At 51.8% G+C, this 14,336-nt stretch carries 14 protein-coding genes; all 14 read right to left on the minus strand.

The genetic code is table 11. From position 1 onward, the window contains the following. Positions 1–10: 10 nt before the first annotated feature. The gene (locus tag AAIG11_RS08835; RefSeq protein ID WP_343185877.1) at positions 11–772 is read right to left on the minus strand and encodes an acyl-CoA dehydratase activase; all 762 of its coding nucleotides are present in this window, start codon (positions 770–772) and stop codon (positions 11–13) included. 23 nt (positions 773–795) lie between these two features. Next, positions 796–1,938 carry a double-cubane-cluster-containing anaerobic reductase gene (locus AAIG11_RS08840; RefSeq protein ID WP_343185878.1) on the minus strand — a complete coding sequence of 381 codons (1,143 nt, stop codon included), beginning with the start codon at positions 1,936–1,938 and terminating at the stop codon, positions 796–798. A 77-nt stretch (positions 1,939–2,015) separates the two neighbouring features. Continuing rightward, on the minus strand, positions 2,016–2,768 hold the full coding sequence (locus AAIG11_RS08845) for an ABC transporter ATP-binding protein (RefSeq protein WP_343185879.1): 753 nt from the start codon (positions 2,766–2,768) through the stop codon (positions 2,016–2,018). A 29-nt stretch (positions 2,769–2,797) separates the two neighbouring features. Continuing rightward, entirely contained in the window at positions 2,798–3,640 is an 843-nt protein-coding gene (locus AAIG11_RS08850) for an ABC transporter permease (protein ID WP_343185880.1), read from the minus strand. A 76-nt stretch (positions 3,641–3,716) separates the two neighbouring features. Next, positions 3,717–4,850 (minus strand): ABC transporter substrate-binding protein, encoded by a 1,134-nt coding sequence (locus AAIG11_RS08855; RefSeq protein ID WP_343185881.1) that lies wholly within the window; start codon positions 4,848–4,850, stop codon positions 3,717–3,719. Positions 4,851–5,108: 258 nt separating this feature from the next. After that, a complete protein-coding gene (locus AAIG11_RS08860; RefSeq protein ID WP_343185882.1) occupies positions 5,109–5,960 on the minus strand; it encodes a bifunctional 5,10-methylenetetrahydrofolate dehydrogenase/5,10-methenyltetrahydrofolate cyclohydrolase in 852 nt (283 codons plus the stop codon). 101 nt (positions 5,961–6,061) lie between these two features. After that, the gene (locus AAIG11_RS08865; protein WP_343185883.1) at positions 6,062–7,738 is read right to left on the minus strand and encodes a formate--tetrahydrofolate ligase; all 1,677 of its coding nucleotides are present in this window, start codon (positions 7,736–7,738) and stop codon (positions 6,062–6,064) included. 331 nt (positions 7,739–8,069) lie between these two features. Further along, positions 8,070–8,612: a GNAT family N-acetyltransferase gene (locus tag AAIG11_RS08870; protein ID WP_343185884.1), complete on the minus strand. Its 543-nt coding sequence runs from the start codon at positions 8,610–8,612 to the stop codon at positions 8,070–8,072. 59 nt (positions 8,613–8,671) lie between these two features. After that, positions 8,672–9,586, minus strand: coding sequence for a DMT family transporter (locus AAIG11_RS08875; RefSeq protein ID WP_343185885.1), 915 nt, complete (start codon positions 9,584–9,586; stop codon positions 8,672–8,674). 64 nt (positions 9,587–9,650) lie between these two features. Continuing rightward, positions 9,651–10,034, minus strand: a complete 384-nt coding sequence (locus AAIG11_RS08880) for a Rid family detoxifying hydrolase (protein WP_343185886.1) — start codon at positions 10,032–10,034, stop codon at positions 9,651–9,653. Positions 10,035–10,063: 29 nt separating this feature from the next. Next, positions 10,064–11,077 (minus strand): pyridoxal-phosphate dependent enzyme, encoded by a 1,014-nt coding sequence (locus tag AAIG11_RS08885; protein WP_343185887.1) that lies wholly within the window; start codon positions 11,075–11,077, stop codon positions 10,064–10,066. A 4-nt stretch (positions 11,078–11,081) separates the two neighbouring features. Then, complete coding sequence (locus tag AAIG11_RS08890) at positions 11,082–12,257, minus strand: M24 family metallopeptidase (protein WP_343185888.1); 1,176 nt, start codon at positions 12,255–12,257, stop codon at positions 11,082–11,084. A gap of 43 nt (positions 12,258–12,300) precedes the next feature. Beyond that, complete coding sequence (locus AAIG11_RS08895; protein ID WP_343185889.1) at positions 12,301–13,032, minus strand: aspartate/glutamate racemase family protein; 732 nt, start codon at positions 13,030–13,032, stop codon at positions 12,301–12,303. 18 nt (positions 13,033–13,050) lie between these two features. After that, the gene (locus tag AAIG11_RS08900) at positions 13,051–14,328 is read right to left on the minus strand and encodes a TRAP transporter large permease (protein WP_343185890.1); all 1,278 of its coding nucleotides are present in this window, start codon (positions 14,326–14,328) and stop codon (positions 13,051–13,053) included. Positions 14,329–14,336 lie beyond the last annotated feature (8 nt).

Raw genomic sequence — 14,336 nt, forward strand, 5'->3', positions numbered from 1 at the left:
CGTTGTTGTATCATCCCATGAGAGCCGCTCCAATGGCGCCGGTAAACTGGGCCAAGGGGGAAAGTTGCAGTGTGACTCCCAGTTTATCTTGAATCGCCCGTTGCAGATAGCGGTTTTCTGCCAATCCACCAGAAAAATAAACGCCTTCCACCACACCCACCCGCTGGGCCTGGGTGCAGATTTTACTGGCCACGGAAGTGAGGAGGCCAGCGGCAATGCTGGCTTTAGAAGCGCCTGTGGCTAAAAGCCCCACCACTTCTGACTCTGCAAATACAGTGCACATGTTGTTCAACTGAATGGGCGCCGCTTCCCTGGCAAGTTCTTCTAACTGGCTAACATCCACTTCCATATGAGTCGCCATGACTTGCAAAAATCTTCCTGTGCCAGCGGCACATTTGTCATTCATGATAAAATCAACCACATTGCCCTGGTCATCCAGGCGCACTACTTTAGTGTCTTGGCCGCCAATATCGATGACTGTACGATTGGCAGGGTTAATAAAGTAGGCACCTTTCCCATGACAGGTAATTTCTGTAACCTGCTTATGGGCCTTTTCCATGGTCTGGCGCCCATAGCCGGTGGCCACTACTCGATGGACTGATTCCAGGCTTACCCGATGCTCCTTTAGCAAGGTGTACAGCAGGTGCTGACCTGTTTCTTTAGGGCTCCAGCCGGTGGGCATGCGGCATGTGCCGATCACTGCTCCATCCGACATCAATGCTCCTTTAGTGACAGTTGATCCAATATCAATTCCTACTGTTAACAATGACAATTTCGTCTTCTCCTCTTCACTTCTCAGCATTGAGTGGTAATGGTTTCCAGGAATGCGTCAATGCGCAGCTTCAACTGACCTGCGTCTGATTCTGAGTAATCGGTTTCAATTTGAATAAAGGGGAGACCCAGTTCTTCCCGCACAAAATCCCGGACAAAGAATGACTCGATATTGTAGGTGTGACAGGCCTGCCAGGTGAGATCCAACACGCCGTCAACCTGATACTCCGCTGCCATACGGGCAATCAGATCCAGTCGTCCCTGGTTGTCGTACATACATGAGCAGGGGGTGCTCAGGTATTTTTCTGCCAGGGCTTGCAACGGCTCTTTGGTTTCGTCCACCAACACATCCAAACCTTTGTAGCCGGTACAGTTTTCAAGTGCAACCACACGGCCGCCGCCTTCTTCAATGAGACGAATCACCTTGTCAGAACCAATACCCACCGGCACGCCTGTCAAGAGAATACGAGGTCCCTCCTGTCCCATTGCCGCCTTTAAAGCATCCAGATTTTCTTCCACTTCACGAATCAGCTGCTCCACCATCTCAATGCCATCTTCTTTGTTGACATTAAACCCTTTAATCCACTGGGCTTTCATCATGTCCATGCCTGTCAGCGGCGCTGGTTTGTGAGCATTCAACTGATGAAGCCGTTTCATGGCTTCTCTTTCCCGATTCACCAGTTTGATGGCTTCTTTCAGCTTATCTTCGGTGATTTCCACCTTGAGCGTGTTTTCCAGGTAGCTTTTAAAGCGCACCATCTCATTTTTCCAGAGGGCCAGGTTTTCTTCTCCATCGGCAGTCTGGGGAAGGTTCATTAAATGCATGGGTTTTAATTTTCCCATGAGCTCGTACATTTTTTTCTTGCCGTCACAAGTGGTTTCTGCCAACAGAATATCCGAGAAATAGAAGTAGGGGCATTTATCGGTGATGGCAAATCCGTAGCTTGACTTGATGAGAGGGCAGAGGTTGCGGGGAAGCTCTTTTTCAGCCGCTTCCACAGGGTCGTTGCTGGTGCCGCACAAACTAACCGGTATCGCTCCTGCCGCCAGGGCAATTTCCTGGGGCGAAAACACACAGTACATCCCCACTATCTTGCGTCCTGCTTCGCTGGCCTCCTTGATTTTAACTGAATTGACGCCCCGCAGTTCTTCGATTTTTTCCATCATGGCCGGTCTGTTCATTAGTTCATCGCTCCTTCTCATATAGATTGCGTCCATTTTCATGAATGGTAGCAGATGCCTTTCTACTGACGGCTCACCTCATCCAACCGCTGGAGAATCTCTTTGAAATGTGCTCCGAATTTATCGCACCAGCGATCCCTGGGATAAGGCAGATCAATGGTGTACTCTGCTACAATTTCTCCCGGATGAGGACTCATCAGAACCACTCTTGTGGCCAGAAAAACCGCCTCTTCCACGCTGTGGGTGACAAACACAATGGTCCGTTTATCGGCCACCCAGTAATCTATCAAGTCCTGCTGCATTTGATACCGGGTGTAGGCATCAAGAGCCCCAAAAGGTTCATCCATATAAAGGATTTTGGGAGATACAGCCAGTGCTCTGGCGATGGCCGCTCGTTGCTTCATCCCACCCGACAGTTCATAGGGAAGGCACTGGGCAAATTCATGAAGTCCAAATCGTTGCAAAAGCGCCATGGCCTGCTCTTTCTGTTCCGCCCGTTTCACTTGTCGCAGTTCCAGCCCAAAAGTCACGTTATCAAGAACGGTTCTCCAAGGCATCAGAGAGTATTCCTGAAAAACCATGGCCGCGTCACTTCTGGGACCACGAACCTCCTCGCCGAGAACACGCACCTGCCCCTCAGTGGGTTCAATCAACCCTTCCATCAACCGCAGCAGGGTTGATTTTCCTGACCCGCTTGGCCCAACCAGACAGACAAACTCCTGGTGATCAATTTCCAGCTGAATATCATTGACTGCCAATACCCGCTGTCCTTTTTCCGTATGAAACACCTTTGATACATGCTGTACTTCAATCATTTAACGAGCCCCCCAATGACACATACCCCTTATTTCTCAAGCTTTTGCCAGCGAAACCATCGATCTTCAATTTTGCAAAACAGGTAATCCATCAACCCACCCACAAGGCCAATGCAAATCATGCCGGCAATGACAATATCTGTACGGGCAAGGGTATAGGCGTGTGTAATCAGATATCCGATCCCCGCCAGACTTCCCGGCAGCATTTCCGCAGATACCAGACACATCCAGGCAACGCCAAGGCCCACGCGTAGTCCTGTCACCATTGAAGGAAGGGCTCCAGGCAGCAACACTTTTATCATCATTTCACGTCTGGTTGCCCCCAGGGTTTTGGCTGAATCCACAAGGGTTTGCTTCACATTTTTGACACCATAGATGCTATTGGTCAAAATCGGAAAAAAAGCTCCGATAAAAATGATAAAGATCATCGACAGTTTAATGTTGTGCAATAGCGAATAGTACTGACCGCCTCTGATTCCCATCATGGTGGCCAGGCTGCTGACACCAAACCAGGCCAGTACCAGGGGAACCCAGGCCAGGGGAGCTATTGGGCGAAAAAGACTCAGGAACGGCATCACCAGTCGGTCAAGTCTTTTGGAGTAGCCGATGAAAACTCCCAGCGGAATGGCAATCATGGTCGCCGCCAGGTATCCCAGCGCAACCCGGAGCAGGCTGATCCAGGTGTTGCGAATCAGCGAACCGATGCTAACCAGTTCAGCTGTCGGTTCTGCTAATATGGACAAGACCGCATTGACTGTGGGCAGTACCATCCGGTTATCCATTTTCACAGCAGCCACCTGCCATATGATTAAAAAGAAAACCGGCAGTATCACCGGCATGATCCATTTGATCCAGTTAAGTTGTTTGTTCATGGGTATCTCCCTGTGTGTTTTCTGTCTGACGCCACAGTCACTGCATTCCAGCTCATCATTAGCCGTTAATGCTTGCCTACTGTCCCAGAATTGAGCGGATAAAGCTGAAATTAAAAATGTCGTCATGAGTTTCTTCATAAGTTTTGTCTGCAAACTGTTCGTTCAGGCTGTCACTTTCATGCAGTACATCATACACCAGTCCCAGGTTTGTCACCCATGTTTCGCTGGGGTTGGTAGTGTATTTAATCGCAGACATTCTGGCTGCTTCCAGTGACACCCCTGTAAAATCTGAGGTGATTTGCGCGGCCTCCTCTGGATGATTGGCTGCATAGTCTGCCGCAACTGTCAGCAGTCTGGTAAATGCTTCCACCGCCTCGCCGTGATTGTCAATGGTTTCTTGTGTGGCACCGGCCACGCAGCAGGGAAAATCATGCCATTTTCCTGCAGGGGGCATTTCCCGAAGATCCAGCACCATTTTTCCAACACCCTCAGTGACTGCCAATTCGGGGTATGGTGATGGCCCTACCCAGGCTTCCACTTGCTTGCTGGTCAGTGCCGGCAACAAATTATTGGTGCCTTTGAGATCCACCAGCAAAATATCCGCTGTCACATCATCGGGATTTTTGGTGTAGCTGAGTCCAGCATCATCAAGTGCCGCAGCAAAGAGAATCACTGGTGCACTGGTGGGTGAATGGTATCCCACCATAACAGGTGCATCAGCTTCACGGGTCATGGCAGCAAAGGCTTCCCAGTTGTCGACGTCAGCATCCTGGGCCATCACAAGACCAATCCCCTCCGTGTGCACGGGACACAACATTTTCAGTTCTGCGCCCTTATCCACAGCCGAAATGAATGCGGCACTGGAAGCCAGCGCCAGATCCACATGGCCCTGGGTCATCATGGTCATGGTTTCTGAGCCATTTTTATTGACAATCAAATCAATATTGGCAATGGGTGCATCGCCTTCCATCAGCACGTATTGTTCCCGTTCAATCACTGTTTTCAGCCAGGTTCCGTCTGCTTCAAAGGCTTCTGCCCTGCTGGCCGCCACCATCAGTGGTGTTTGGTGATTGGTGAACACATATGCCACTTTCAGATCCGGAATTTCGGCATTATCTGCTTCAGTACTTCCTGAACAGCCCACCATCAGCGTCAGTACCAGTAGCAGCAGTACCAGCCTGATGTTTTTTTCTTTTAATTTGAATAACATGGTGTTCCTCCTCTGGATGTTGGTTATTTATTTAACGTGCCACCAGCTATTATACTGTCACTTTAAACGCTGCGTCCAATCAATAAGCTCAATGCTTTTTTCATTTTTCATAGGCATTTTCTATCTTTAAGATATTTTGAGCGATTTCCATCCTGACAGCCATCCATGCGCCATTTAAGCATCAAAAAAAGAGCGGACTTATCATCCGCTCTTCAGCCTGTCTGATTGATCATTCACTTCTGATCTGTTACCGACTTCTCACTTTAGCTGCAACTTGCAGGCTTTAATCACCTGTTTTGCCAGCACCGCAGTGGTCACCGAACCCACGCCGCCAGGTACGGGTGTATAGGCGTCAGCCATTTCTTCTGCAGCAGCAGCGGCCACATCACCAGTCAAATTGCCGGCATCATCCACGTTGATGCCCACGTCTGCCACCACGGCACCTTTCTTGATGTGAGACGCTGTCACAAATTCTGAACGCCCAATGGCGGCCACCAGTAGATCTGCTTCTGATGTCACTGTTTCCAGATCTTGGGTGCGGGAATGAGCAATGGTCACTGTGGCATTTTCTGCCAACAGCAGCAGGGCCACAGGTTTGCCCACCACCATGGAACGCCCCAGTACCACCGCCCGTTTGCCGGACAGTGCCACTTCATAGTGCTTCAGAATTTCCATCACTGCCATGGGGGTGCAGGGGGCAAAAGCCGCGGGGTCTCCCGTCAGCAACTTGCCGGCATTCACCGGGTGAAAACCGTCCACGTCTTTTTCCGGCGCGATACGGTACTGGACTTCCCCCTCTTTCAGATGTTTGGGCAGGGGGCGAAAAATCAGGATGCCATGCACCGCCGGGTCTTGGTTATGCTGATCCAGCAGTCTGAAAAAATCTGCCTGGCTGATGTTTTCCGGTACCACTTCGCTGTTAACCTTGACACCTACTGATTCGCAACGTTTGATAATGGCCCGTTCATATGCCTTGTCATCCGGCTTTTCACCTGCCCGAATGAGTGTCAGGGCCGGTTGGATGCCTTTGGGTTTCAGATAATCCACCTCTTCGCGAATAGCGGCGGACAGGGCGTCTGCCACCGGTTTTCCTTTTAACAGTGTCGCCATGGGTCATCCTCCTCTTTCATCCTCCGATTCATGTCCATGTTCACGTTCATGATTAAAAAGCGGAGACACAGGTCTCCGCTTCACTTTTTTATTTCCGATGCTTAGAACAACCCTGAGATTTTGCCGGTTTCATCCACATCGATATGCTCTGCAGAAGGTACCTTTGGCAGTCCGGGCATGGTCATGATGTCGCCTGTCAGGGCTACCAGGAATCCGGCACCGGCAGATACTTTAATGGAGCGCACGGTGACGGTGAAGCCTTCTGGCCGGCCGATGAGGGTGGGTTCATCTGACAGAGAGTACTGGGTTTTGGCCATGCAGATGGGCAGGTTTCCAAAGCCCAGTTTCTCCAGTTTTTTAATTTCTTTTTCAGCAGCACCTGAGAAAGCAACGTCTTTAGCACCATAAACGCGGGTGGCAATGGCTTCGATTTTTTTCATGATGGGCTGATCCACTTCGTAGGCATAACTGAACTTGCTGCCATCATTTTCTTCCATGAGACGCATCAGTTCACGGGCCACTTCTTCCCCGCCTTCGCCGCCTTTTGCCCACACTTCAGAAAGGGCCACGTTGACGCCGGCAGCATTGCAGGCTTCGCGCACCATGGCCAGCTCAGCTTCTGTATCCAGAGGGAACCGGTTGATGGCTACCACAGCAGGCAGACCAAAGACCTGGGTGATGTTTTCCACGTGCTTCATCAGGTTTGGCAAGCCATTTTTAAGTGCTGCAAGGTTTTCTTCGTTCAGGTCGGCCTTGGCTACGCCGCCGTGGGATTTCAGGGCGCGAACGGTGGCCACGATGATGACAGCGTCTGGCTTGATATTGGCCATACGGCACTTGATGTCAATGAATTTTTCAGCTCCCAGGTCAGCTCCGAAGCCGGCTTCCGTCACCACGTAGTCAGCAAAGTGCATGGCGGTACGGGTGGCCATCAGAGAGTTACAGCCGTGGGCGATGTTGGCGAAGGGACCGCCATGAATGAAGGCGGGAGTGCCTTCCAGGGTTTGTACCAGGTTGGGTTTAATGGCATCTTTCAGCAGGGCTGTCAGGGCTCCGGCAGCTTTCAGATCGCCGGCAGTGATGGGTTTATCATCGCGAGTGTAGCCAATGACCATGCGGCTGATGCGCTCTTTCAGGTCTGTGAGGGTGGAGGCCAGGCAGAAGGCCGCCATGACTTCCGAGGCAACGGTGATGTCAAAGCCGTCTTCCCGGGGCACGCCGTTTCCTTTGCCGCCCATGCCGTTGACCATGCTGCGAAGCTGCCGGTCGTTCATGTCCATGGCCCGTTTCCAGGTGATTTTACGGTTGTCAATGCCCAGGGCATTGCCTTGCTGGATGTGGTTGTCAATCATGGCAGCCAGCAGGTTATTGGCTGTTCCAATGGCATGAAGATCGCCGGTGAAATGAAGGTTGATGTCTTCCATGGGAATCACCTGAGCGTATCCGCCGCCGGCAGCACCGCCTTTAACACCGAACACAGGGCCCAGTGAGGGTTCCCGCAGGGCGACGATGGTATTTTTACCCAGTCGTGCCAGGGCATCGGCCACCCCAATGGTGGTGGTGGTTTTGCCTTCACCCGCCGGTGTGGGGTTGATGGCAGTGGTTAAAATCAGCTTGGCACTTTTTTCGTTGGTTTCACCCTGTAGAAAATCAGTGTGCACCTTGGCTTTGTACTTTCCGTATAAATCAATCTGGTCTTCCGTCAACCCCAGTTTACCCGCTATTTCACGGATATCCTTTGGCACTGCTTCCTGGGCAATCTGAATGTCGCTTTTCATCATACATCCTCCTTTTTTGTAAACGTTTTACAATGATCCGCATGCCTGCGGTTATTGGTGAAAATGGCTGAAGGAGCTTTTTTATAATATTCAGAACACCAATTCAATCATTAGCATAGTATACCCGTTGTCCCTTGTCAATTGTCAAAATGCCACAAGGTGAATTTATATAATTCGACGCTTTTGTTGAAGAAAAATGCAGTTCCCACCATCTATCAGGCGGGAACAGGAATGTCCCGATTTATTTCTTGATCCAACAACATGTGATTTTCATCCTTATTCGTTGTACATTTTTGACAGAAGGATGCTTTGGTCAGCCAAAGTGATCCTATCACCTTTCCGTCGCAAAATCGTCGACAGGGGTCCATTCCCTGTACTCCCTGTCCAGCATGGACAATACGTGCATGGAGAGAAAATCATCGCCTTTTTTCTTGCATTCCCGCAGGGTTCCCTCAAAAACAAACCCCTCCGATTCGTAGAGCCGTCGGGCCTGAGGGTTGAAATCAAACACATCCAGCCACAACCGATGACACTTGTAGGATTCAAAGCAAAGCTGCTTAATCAGCCGAACAGTTTGACGCCCATAACCCCTGCCTTTTTCTGCGACAGTGATTCGATCGAAGGAAATCACCTGATGCTCACTGGTCAGACCCGAGAGAATGACGTAACCAACGGGACGGTCATCTTCCACCAGCGTGACCATGAAATGCTTTTCATCCTCTGAAGCAATGCAGGCCAGGTGCCGTTCCTGCGACCAGTTGTACACATAGTCCCGGTTATCAGGATGTCCCTCCGTTGCCATGACCCAGTCAAGGTCTTCAGGCACTGTTTCTCTGAGGCGGATATGTTGATTTTCCACCACTGCTTGCGTCATGAATTTTTCCGCTCCTTCCCTTCCTGTTGATCACATCTCAACAGTCCATCATCCATACCTCAGGCAGTCGGTCGTTTCCACCGACTCCAAAGTGCCTGGTTGTGCTGCACCATCACCACTGACAAAAACACCATTAAAATCCCCAGGATCTTCATACCCCCCAGGCGGTCACCCAGCAGCAGCGCTGCCGCACCTACGGCCACAATGATTTCAAGGGTGGTGAGGATCCCTGCCCTGGAGGCCTCAATACCGTGGGAAAAGGCGCGGATATAGAGCCCATACCCCATGGCAGTGGGAAGCAAACCCTGAAGAAACAATCCCAGCCAGACCACCGGTTCCGGATTCACGGCAAACACCCCCAGGGGATCAGTCAAAGGAATGGCAAAAAGCGCCCCAAATCCAAAAAAGTAAAGTCCCAGAGTCCAGCGGTTGTAATGGCGGGTGAGGTGCTTCACTGCCACTGTGTTAACGGCAAAAGTGAAGCCTGCCAGTAATCCCATCACGACACCGTATCTGTTGATTTCCAGAAGATCCAGCCGCCCCTCTGTCACGGTGACAACTGTGCCGACAGTGCAGAGAACCAGGGCCGTCAGCTTCAGGGGGGTCAGCAATTCTTTGAACAGCAGCCGGGACATGAGAATAACAAATGCGGGGGAGGTATACAGCAGAATGGTGGCCGTGGCCACGCCGGTGTATTCAATGGCGTTGAAAATAAAGACATTATAACATGCCTGACCGTAAAATCCCATAAACATGGTGATGAGCAGTCCCCGGCGGCTGATGACCATGTGGCCCGGCTGCCGGAAGATCATCCAGACGGCTGTGATGAGAAAGGCGAAGGCCAGCTTCCAAAAGACAATATGGCTGGCTTCCAGTCCTCTGTCATACAACAACTGGGCATTGACGCCCATGGTGCCCCACAACACACTGGCCGCCGCCACCATCAGGTACCCTTTGTTTTCTTCAGACAGCATCATTGTTCATCCCCGTTCCCAGAGAAGGGTACTCCCCGGAAAAAAAACTTCCGGGGAGGTGACATCATTCGCCTGCCAGAGCGGTCACGCTGACCTCCAGCAGCACAGCTTCAAAAAGAACGCTTTGCACGGTAATTCGGGCCGGATAGGGCTCAGAGACGTACTGGCCGTAGACTTGGTTGAATTCCATAAAATCAGCCAGATCTTTCAAATGAACATCCACTTTCACGATGTCGGCCATGGTGCTGCCGGCCGCCTCAAGGATCGCCTGAATATTTTTCATCACCTGATGGGTCTGCTCTTTGATGCCACCGGGCACCACCTCATCAGTTCCCGGATATTCCGGTGTCTGACCGCTGACAAACACAAATCCGTTGGCAATGATGGCATGGTTGTATGGTCCTGCCGGCAGGGGTGCCGCTGCTGGATGAATCGCTTTTTTGTTCATGAAAAGCCCCTTTCTTACATGAAATGTTTTCAAATTGTCCTGAAGGTTTCCTGCATCAGTGCCAGGTATTGTTCAGGCTCCACACAGCTGCCGCTGAGTATGATGCCAATGCGCCTGCCGGCTGCTGCCACCTGGCCCTGTTGCAGTGCTGCCACTCCCACAGCCGCCGCCCCTTCAATCACCAGGCTGTGGTGTTCAAGGGCATACCGCATGCCGGCGGCAATGGCTTCTTCCTTCACCACCACATGCTGATCCACCAGCTTGCGGATCAGCGGCAGGGTGTAGTGATTTTCTCTGCCGATGCCTCCCAACAGTGATCCGGCCAATGTCTCCTGTTCTTCAATGGCCACCGGCTTTTCTGCCTTCAGACTTTTCAGCATGGCCGGTGACCGGTCAACGGAAACACCGACGATGTGAATCTGGGGGTTAATGGCTTTTGCCGCCAGGGCTGTTCCCGCCAGTAAACCGCCGCCGGACAGCGGTACCAGAAGAGTATCCAGCTCCGGTTGCTCTGCCAGCATCTCCAGGGCCACCGTGCCCTGGCCGGCAATGACCGCCGGGTCATCAAATGGGGGCACCGCCACATAGCCCTGTTCCCTGATCAGGTGTTCATAATGGGCTTCAGCCTCATCCTGAGATTTTCCCCCCACTTCTGCAACTGCCCCCAGCTGTTCCACCAGGGCCACCCGGTTTTTCGGCACATGTTCCGAAAGGCATACCACTGCCTTCACCCCGGCTTCCCTAGCCGCATAAGCCACTGCACGGCCATGGTTTCCCGTGGAGAAGGTAATCACACCCCGCTGTTTTTCAGCCTCAGTGAGTCCCATGATTTTATTGGCAGCGCCCCGCAGCTTGAAGGCCCCGGTATGTTGCAGGGATTCCAGTTTTAGATAAATGGATGACGCTTCCATAGATTGTGTCAACCGTGGTGCAGGAATCAGGGGTGTCTGCCACACGATTCCCCTGATGCGCCGCTGTGCCGCCAGTACATGCTGCAGTTCCAATGACTGCCAGCTTAACAGGGTATTTTTAAGTGCTGTCATGGTGTCACCGCTTCACGCAGATTTCCAGGGGATAATCAAAGAAATGCTGAATGCCCGTGTCTGTCACATAGAACGAGGCATCCACCTCAAAACCCACATCATCCAGCCAGATTCCGGGAATCAGGTGCAGGGCCATGTTTTTCTGCACCACGGTTTTATCACCGGGTCTGACACTGATGGTCTGCTCGCCCCAGTCTGGCGGGTAATTCACTCCGATGGAATAGCCGATGCGGGATTCTTTCACCAGACCTGTTTTCTCAATGGTCCTGCGCCAGGTGGCTTCGATTTCTTCGGCGGTTACACCAGGTTTAATCATGTCCAAGGCAGCGCTCAGCCCTTCCAGCACGGTCTTTCCTGTATCCCTCATCAGAGCCGGAGGTTCCTGCCCCAGATACATGGTGCGGGCAATGGGAACATGATAGTGCTTGTAAACACCGCAGAGTTCCAGCAACACTGCTTCTTCATTCTCGTATCGTTTTTCTGTCCAGGTGAGGTGAGGGGTTTTGGTGCCTTCTCCCGCCATCATCAGTGGTACGATGGCCGGGTAATCGCCGCTGTGCTGTGCTGTACCCCGATACTGAACAGCTGCAATGGCCGAAGCGGCATCGCATTCCCGCACCCATGGAGCGATGACTTCCTGGGCGGCGGTCATCACATGGTGGGCAATTTCACCGGCAATTTTCATAAACCCGATCTCTGCATCCGATTTGATCACCCGCACCCAGTTCACCAGGGTATTGGCGTCTTTAAAGGTGGCATCAGGAAGGGATTTTTCCAGCTCCACATAGGCCCGGTGGGTGAAATAAAACTGGTCCATTTCCACCCCGATGCGCCCTTTGTCCCAGCCTCGCTGTTTAATCACATCTGCCATGTAATGCATGGGATGCTTCACCGTGGACTGGACGTAATCATCTGCATACTCGAGAATGTTTTCATGGGACAGGATACTGTTGAGCCGCGCCGCATTGGCATCCATGCCCCGGCCGATCCACACCGGCTCCTCCTGTTCCAGGGAAACCAACAGGCACTGGTGCACATAAAAGCTCCAACCGTCGTATCCTGACAGATAGTTCATATTGGCCGGCTGAGAAATGAACAACAGGTCGATGCCCCATTCGTTCATTTTTTCCTTGGTCCGGCGCACCCGTTCCATGTACTCCTCTTTTGAAAAAACCGCCATCTTCTGTTCCCTCCTTATTGGTAGTCACTGGCCATCCGCGTTCTTACAAAAATCTGCCGTCTGCTTCACGTACCACTGCCGAAAAAACGTAGTGAATCATGGTGACAAAATCGAAAACCGGCAGTCCCACCGCCCGCTGCACCGCCGGTGCGTAGGGAGGCAGTACGCTGCATTCCAGGAGAATTATTTTCACTGCCGGGTCTTCTTTCACCAGAGCCACAGCGGCAGCCGCCACTTCTTCTTCCACCCGCTTGACATCCAGCAAACCGGTTTCTTCAATAAAGGCCGATGAAAAAGCAGGCGCCTGCTGTAAGCCTTTCATTCGGATGCGTTCACCCAGATTGGCACCACAAAGGGCCAGTACTGCCGGGGTTAACGCATTGGAGTCAACCGTTAAAATACCCATTTTATGTTGGTCGGGAATCAGGTGTGCCAGAAAGGGAACCTGCAGCAGGCTAGAGAGAAAGACCGGCAGATCCAGCTCTTCCCGCAACGCCTGCTGATAGAGGGCCATGAACCCGCAGTCGCTGGTAATCGCCCTCACCCCTTCCCGTTTCAGCTCTCTGGCTGCTGCCATCACCTCATCAAGTGCCGAGAGATCATGGCTTAAAATCCGCTTCACCGTTAATCCCGGCACCCGTTGAAAGCGAACGGGAAAAGGATAGGTGGTGGCATTGGCCACATCTCCCGGAATGAAAGGGGCCTCACTGTCCAGTAATAAGATGCCAATGGCTTCGCCGTAACTGACCTGACCCGGTTTTTTTCGATAGATCATCTCATCGCCTCCTGCTGTCTAAAAGAGTGCCGAATTGGGCAGGAACAGGGCAATTTGAGGGAAAAGCACCAGCAGCACCGTCGCCAGCATGAGAATGGCAATGAACGGCGGGGTGTTACGAATAATTTCCAAATAGGGTCGTCTGAAAATCAGCTGTGCGGTGAAAATGTCGCAGCCGAAGGGAGGTGTTGCCGAACCGATGGCACACTGCAGCACCACCAGCACTCCCAGCAGAATGGGATCTACCCCGGTCTGAATGACGTAAGGTGCAAAGATGGGACTCAGCACATAAATGGCCACAATGGGGTCCACAAACATGCAGGCAATGAAGTAAGCCGCCACCACAATGAAGATCACATATAAATAGGACGGATTTTCTCCAAAAAGCAGGGGCAGGTATGTTTGGGGAATGCGCAGAAAGCTGAGGAGCCAGGAAAAGGCACTGCCGGCCCCCACCAGGATAAAGACCACTCCTGTGACAACACCCGTTTGCAGAAAATGATCGATGAGATCCCCAAAACGAATGGTGCGGTAGATGATTCCCTCAAGGATCAGTGCGTACAGCACCGAAACAGCCGCCGCTTCTGTGGGGCTGAAAAAGCCGCCATAGATACCTCCAATGATAATCACCGGAAATCCCATCACCAGAATGCCGCCCTTTACTGCATCCATTCGCTCTTTGGCATCGGCTTTGGGAATACCGGCAATGTTATTTTTCTTGGAGTAATAGACACAGTAAATGGAAAACATGAAAAAGATCAGCAGTCCCGGCCCCACTCCCGCCAGAAAAAGTTTTCCCACAGAAGTGCCTGTGACAACACCATAAACGATGAACCCGATACTGGGGGGAATCAAAAAGGCAATATCACTGGAATTGATGATGAGTCCCAGGGTAAAGGGACTGGAGTAACCAGCTTCCAGCAGCATGGGCCGCATGGTGCCGCCAATGGCTGCCACAGTAGCCTGGGTTGATCCGGATACGGCTCCGAAGAGGGTGCAGGCGGCATTGGTGGTAATGGCCAGCCCGCCGGGAATATGCCCCAAAAAAGCTTTTACCATACGAATCAGCCGTTTCGCTGCCTGTCCTGCCGTAATGATATTGGCTGCCAGAATGAACATGGGCACCGCCACCAATGACGGCGGAATCATTCCGGTGACCACCTGTTGAATGATGACATTCATGTTGAAAGTGGGCATATTGACGTAAATGTAGAGAATGAGAGATCCCAGCAAAACAACCATGAAGGGAAATCCCAACAGCAGTTTGGTAATCATGGTACCTACCAGTAGTAGCATGTTCTCAC

Origin of the sequence: Anoxynatronum sibiricum, assembly GCF_039414295.1 — a bacterium.
Taxonomy (GTDB): domain Bacteria; phylum Bacillota; class Clostridia; order Peptostreptococcales; family Tindalliaceae; genus Anoxynatronum; species Anoxynatronum sibiricum.

Excerpts from the sequence above, each read along its gene's own strand:
- AAIG11_RS08840 (WP_343185878.1), bottom strand. The coding sequence starts at position 1,938 with ATGATGGAAAAAATCGAAGAACTGCGGGGCGTCAATTCAGTTAAAATC.
- AAIG11_RS08845 (WP_343185879.1), bottom strand. The coding sequence starts at position 2,768 with ATGATTGAAGTACAGCATGTATCAAAGGTGTTTCATACGGAAAAAGGA.
- AAIG11_RS08850 (WP_343185880.1), bottom strand. The coding sequence starts at position 3,640 with ATGAACAAACAACTTAACTGGATCAAATGGATCATGCCGGTGATACTG.
- AAIG11_RS08855 (WP_343185881.1), bottom strand. The coding sequence starts at position 4,850 with ATGTTATTCAAATTAAAAGAAAAAAACATCAGGCTGGTACTGCTGCTA.
- AAIG11_RS08860 (WP_343185882.1), bottom strand. The coding sequence starts at position 5,960 with ATGGCGACACTGTTAAAAGGAAAACCGGTGGCAGACGCCCTGTCCGCC.
- AAIG11_RS08865 (WP_343185883.1), bottom strand. The coding sequence starts at position 7,738 with ATGAAAAGCGACATTCAGATTGCCCAGGAAGCAGTGCCAAAGGATATC.
- AAIG11_RS08870 (WP_343185884.1), bottom strand. The coding sequence starts at position 8,612 with ATGACGCAAGCAGTGGTGGAAAATCAACATATCCGCCTCAGAGAAACA.
- AAIG11_RS08875 (WP_343185885.1), bottom strand. The coding sequence starts at position 9,586 with ATGCTGTCTGAAGAAAACAAAGGGTACCTGATGGTGGCGGCGGCCAGT.
- AAIG11_RS08880 (WP_343185886.1), bottom strand. The coding sequence starts at position 10,034 with ATGAACAAAAAAGCGATTCATCCAGCAGCGGCACCCCTGCCGGCAGGA.
- AAIG11_RS08885 (WP_343185887.1), bottom strand. The coding sequence starts at position 11,077 with ATGACAGCACTTAAAAATACCCTGTTAAGCTGGCAGTCATTGGAACTG.
- AAIG11_RS08890 (WP_343185888.1), bottom strand. The coding sequence starts at position 12,257 with ATGGCGGTTTTTTCAAAAGAGGAGTACATGGAACGGGTGCGCCGGACC.
- AAIG11_RS08895 (WP_343185889.1), bottom strand. The coding sequence starts at position 13,032 with ATGATCTATCGAAAAAAACCGGGTCAGGTCAGTTACGGCGAAGCCATT.
- AAIG11_RS08900 (WP_343185890.1), bottom strand. The coding sequence starts at position 14,328 with ATGCTACTACTGGTAGGTACCATGATTACCAAACTGCTGTTGGGATTT.